Origin of the sequence: Veillonella sp. (assembly GCF_019414865.1) — a bacterium.
Taxonomy (GTDB): Bacteria; Bacillota; Negativicutes; order Veillonellales; family Veillonellaceae; genus Veillonella.
Window position 1 is genome coordinate 1 of the sequence record NZ_DXLG01000112.1, and the last position, 5,026, is coordinate 5,026.

At 39.3% G+C, this 5,026-nt stretch carries 5 protein-coding genes; all 5 read left to right on the forward strand.

Features of this window, described 5'->3' with window-relative positions; all coding sequences use genetic code 11:
- The first annotated feature begins 123 nt into the window (after positions 1 to 123).
- Genes QZ334_RS06755 through QZ334_RS06775 form a run of 5 tightly spaced genes read left to right on the forward strand, consistent with a single transcriptional unit; the run spans position 124 to position 4,984 of the window.
- The gene (locus QZ334_RS06755; RefSeq protein ID WP_060923952.1) at positions 124 to 1,263 is read left to right on the forward strand and encodes a hydrogenase small subunit; all 1,140 of its coding nucleotides are present in this window, start codon (positions 124 to 126) and stop codon (positions 1,261 to 1,263) included.
- Positions 1,263 to 3,164, forward strand: coding sequence for a nickel-dependent hydrogenase large subunit (locus QZ334_RS06760; RefSeq protein WP_257846378.1), 1,902 nt, complete (start codon positions 1,263 to 1,265; stop codon positions 3,162 to 3,164). The genes QZ334_RS06755 and QZ334_RS06760 overlap by 1 nt, the downstream gene beginning before the upstream one ends.
- 14 nt (positions 3,165 to 3,178) lie before the next feature.
- On the forward strand, positions 3,179 to 3,988 hold the full coding sequence (gene cybH / locus QZ334_RS06765) for a Ni/Fe-hydrogenase, b-type cytochrome subunit (protein WP_119206473.1): 810 nt from the start codon (positions 3,179 to 3,181) through the stop codon (positions 3,986 to 3,988).
- Entirely contained in the window at positions 3,981 to 4,559 is a 579-nt protein-coding gene (locus QZ334_RS06770) for a HyaD/HybD family hydrogenase maturation endopeptidase (RefSeq protein ID WP_295233043.1), read from the forward strand. The genes cybH and QZ334_RS06770 overlap by 8 nt, the downstream gene beginning before the upstream one ends.
- 47 nt (positions 4,560 to 4,606) lie before the next feature.
- On the forward strand, positions 4,607 to 4,984 hold the full coding sequence (locus QZ334_RS06775; RefSeq protein WP_060923948.1) for a hydrogenase expression/formation C-terminal domain-containing protein: 378 nt from the start codon (positions 4,607 to 4,609) through the stop codon (positions 4,982 to 4,984).
- Positions 4,985 to 5,026 lie beyond the last annotated feature (42 nt).

The following is a 5,026-nucleotide window of genomic DNA, read 5'->3' on the forward strand; positions in this document are numbered from 1 at the left end:
TAATAGCTATGATATATTGAATGGTAAAATTAATTATCATAGTATGATTATTATCATAATGGTTGTAGTTTATTAAGTAATATTTATATATTGCGCAAAGTTGTTGTAAGGAGGCTATATTCCGTGAAGAATCGTATAAACAGTTTATGGACACTCTTCCAAGAGCGACGTTTGAGTCGACGCACATTTATGAAATCCTGTGTAGCACTCACCGCTATTCTCGGTTTGCCACCAACGATGTTAGATACCGTTGTTAAGGCAGCTGAAACAACTGAATTGCCTACAGTAATTTGGTTACATGGTCATGAATGTACTGGTTGTAGTGAATCATTCATTCGTTCATCTTCTCCGTTTACATCCGATGTGATTTTGAACATGATTTCCCTTGAATATGATGATACTTTGGCGGCTGCATCTGGTGCACCATTAGAAGAACATTTAGAGAAAATCATCAAAGAAAAAGCAGGAAAATATATTTTGGCTGTTGAAGGTGGCGTACCACTTGATGAAGATGGTGTTTACTGTACAGTAGGTGGACGTACATTTAAAGAGTCCTTATTAGAAGCGGCTAAAGGTGCAGCAGCAATCATTGAATATGGTTCTTGCGCATCTTGGGGTGGTATTCAAGCGGCTAAACCAAATCCAACAAATACAGTATCTGTATCTTCTGTTGTATCTGGTAAGCCTATTATCAAAGTTCCTGGATGTCCTCCAATTCCAGAGGTTATGACTGGTGTAATTATGCATTATGCATTATTCGGCCAAATCCCACCTCTTGATTCTCAAGGTCGTCCTAAACAATTTTATGGCAATCGTATTCACGATACATGCTATCGTCGTGCCTTCTTTGACTCTGGTCTATTCGTTGAAAAATTTGACGATGATGCATCCAAATCTGGTTGGTGCTTGTACAAAGTAGGTTGTCGTGGACCTCAAACATATAATTCTTGTGGTAACTTGCGTTGGTGGAATGGGTTATCCTACCCAATTCAATCCGGTCACGGTTGTATTGGCTGCTCTGAAAAGGGCTTCTGGGATAATGACGTATTCTATAAACGTTTACCAGATATTCCATTGGCTAAAACCATCACAACTGCTGATACAATCGGTACCGTAGCTGCTGTTGGTGCCACTGCAGCTGTCATTGTTCATGGTGCTGCAACTCTTACGCGTAATAAAATTCTTGATATGAAAGAAGAAAAACGCTTAAAAGAAGAAGGCTTATGGGATGAAAAGAAACATAATAATGGAGGAGGTCACTAATGAAACGCGTAGTAGTAGATCCGATTTCCCGTATTGAAGGTCATTTACGGGTAGAAATAAAAGTTGATGAAGCGAGTGGTAAGGTAGAGGACGCATTGTCTTCTGGTACTGCTTGGCGCGGTATCGAACTTGTTGCTAAAGATCGCGATCCTCGTGACCTTTGGGCTTTCGTACAACGTATTTGTGGCGTATGTACTACAACACATGCGTTGGCAGCGTTACGTGCTGTAGAGGATGCACTTGGTATTACCATTCCTAAAAATGCAAACTATATTCGTAATATCATGCATAGCTCTTTAGATGTACATGACCATATCGTACATTTCTATCACTTGCATGCTCTTGACTGGGTTAGCCCAGTAGCAGCTCTTAGTGCAGATCCAGCTAAAACTGCACAATTACAAAATGATGTATTAGCTACTTATAATGTAAGTGGTTTGGCGCCAGCTGAAACTGCGTCTAAAGACTCTGCATATCCTAAAGAGTTCCCTAAAGCTACCACTGCCTATTTTGCAGCGGTACAACAAAAGGTTAAGAAAATTGTAGAATCTGGTCAATTAGGCATCTTCTCCGCTCAATGGTGGGATCATCCTGACTATAATTTATTGCCACCAGAGGTTCATTTGATGGCCGTATCCCATTACTTGAATATTCTTGACCGTCAACGTGATATCGTTATTCCACACGTTGTATTTGGTGGTAAAAACCCTCATCCGCATTACATTGTTGGCGGTATGCCATGCTCCATTTCAATGAATGACATGAATGCACCTATTAATACACAACGTCTTGCTGCGGTAGAACAATCTATTGCATTGGCTAAAGATCTAGTGGATAATTTCTATGTTCCAGATTTATTAGCTATTGGCAAAATGTATGTAGAAAAGGGCATGGTCGATGGTGGTGGCCTAGCGAAAAAACGTGTTATGTCTTATGGTGATTACCCAGATGATACATATTCTGGCATTTCTAATGGTGATTATCATAAGAAATGTGTGGTTCGCTCCAATGGTGTAGTTGAAAACTTTGCTTTAGGCGTAGATAAAGCTACATTTATTCCATTAGAAGGTAAAGATTTCATGGATCCTCAATACCTTAGTGAAGAGGTTGATCACTCCTGGTTCACATATCCAGATGGTAAAAGCTCTCTTCATCCTATCGAAGGTGTTACAGATCCTAAGTTTACAGGTCCTAAATCTGGTACAAAAGAAAAATGGGAATTCCTTGATGAAGATAAAAAATACTCTTGGATTAAATCCCCAACATTCAAAGGTAAAACTGCAGAAGTTGGCCCATTAGCAAAATATATCGTTGTATATACAAAAGTAAAACAAGGTATCATTAAAGACCCAACTTGGGCAGAGTCTATGATTGTTCGTCAAATCGATACAGTATCCCAAGTATTGGGCGTACCTGCTCACGTATGGATGACAACTATGGTAGGTCGTACAGCATGTCGTGGCCTTGATGCACAAGTAGCAGCAAATATGAGCCAATACTTCTTCGATAAACTTGTAGCGAACATTAAAAATGGTGATACTACAGTGGCTGATACAACTAAGTTTGAGCCAAATACATGGGATAAAGATGCTAAAGGCGTTGGCCTTGTAGATGCACCTCGTGGTGGTTTGGGCCACTGGATTCACATTAAAGATGGCCGCTCTGCAAACTATCAATGTATCGTACCATCCACATGGAATGCATGTCCTAAGACTGCAGCAAATGAACATGGTGCCTACGAAGACTCCATGATTGATACACATGTAAAAATTGCAGATAAACCACTTGAAATCTTGAAGGTAATTCACTCCTTTGACCCATGTCTCGCATGTGCAACCCATTTATACAATAAAAAAGGCGAAAAAATTGTTTCCGTCAATACAGATGCATTGTGTAAATAAAGGGTGGTGGGCTTATGTTAATACATACTGACAAAAAGGCGTATGTCGTATTTAGTCTATGGCTGCGCATATTCCACTGGACTATGGTGCTAAGCGTAACTGCATTATTCTGGACAGGTCTATATATTGGTGATCCAGGATTTGCGGCTATCACAGGTAATCCAGAGCCAACCTTTGCTATTGATGGCTGGTTCTCTATGGAAACTATGCGTCGTATCCATTTCATTGCAGGGGTTATCTTAACATGTTCCTTTATTTTCCGATTTGCAGGAGCTCTTTGGAATCGAGGAGATAGATTATTACCTAAATTCCGCCAAAAACGGTATTGGTATGGTCTTAAAGAAACTACATTGCACTATTTGATGATTCCACAAAAACACGAACATCATTGGCTTCGTAACTCCTTAGCAAGAACTGCATATATGATGGTATATGTAATGTTTTTCTTTGAAATCTTAACGGGCTTTACAATGTATTCAATGGTGGATCCTAATGGTATTCTAGGAACCCTATTCGCACCAGTTGTTACATTATTTGGTGGAGAATATAAGGTTCACATTATTCATCACTATATTGCGTGGGGATTCTTGTTCTTTACTATCGTTCACGTGTACATGGCATTCCGAGAAGACGTTATGGAGGAATCCGGCGAAGTATCTGCTATGGTTTCCGGTATGAAGTATTATGCACATGATCCAATCGATATTGAAGATCTAAACGGTAAACGCCGTCGTGGTGAACGTATCGATAAACCATCTGGTACTACATATCGTCCAAGTGATCCTAACGATCCTAGAGAAAGAGAATTACAAGATAATGACTAATACAAGTACTGATATCATCAGTGGCTTGGAACAATACGCGGACTCTGAGGGTCCGCGTATTGATTTAAATAGCCTTTATGATGATGGGAATAATGAAATTGTTCTACTTGGTGTAGGGAATATATTGCTTACTGATGAGGGATTAGGTGTTCATGTAGTGAAAGAGTTGAAAGAATCTTTCACATTTACACCAGCTATTTCTATTATTGATGGTGGCACAATGGGGATGGAGCTACTTACGTATATGCGTGGAATGAAGAAAATTCTTCTTGTAGATGCTATCAATGGTGGAGAAGCACCAGGAACTATATATGAGTTTCCTCATAAGGAATTAGAACAATATTTTACAGAGCATATTTCTGTACATGAAGTAGGGATGCAAGATATTTTACGTATCCGTGCTATTCAAGAGGATCCATTAGAGGATGCTGTGGTTATTGGTGTAGAACCAGAATCATTAGAAATTGGCTTTGAACCTAGTGCGCCTGTACAACGAGTATTACCAGAGGTAAAAGAGCGTGTATTACATGTTCTACAAGAATGGGGCGTAACTGCAGAGCTTAATACTTAAAATAATGCGTTTATAGGATATAAAGAGTATCTCTAATAGGAGTATTTATGATTGAGAATTATAGTAATGTTCGCGCTGTTTTAAATGAGTTGCGTTTAGCTCTTAAAAACTTGCGAGAAACGGGTGAGACATATTCAATTTATATTGAGAAAACAGGGCTCACAGAAGAAGAACAAGTGGAAGTATTAGAAACACTTGGCCGTGGTCATATTACGATTAACTTCAATGAAACTGATCAGCCTGTAGAGTGGTATGAATCTCAATTCTCTGGAATTTGGATTGGAACCTTTAAAAATGGTCGAGATGATTCAATTTTGCACACCGTAGAGGTTTCGAAGTATCCTGTAGTGGCTGGTGCATATGAAGAGGATATGGAGCTTGCAGAGGAAGATTTACAATCTTGGATTGATGCTGCTGGCCTATAATAAAAGAGACCCTAATAAGGGTCTCTTTCTTCTCTATTGATA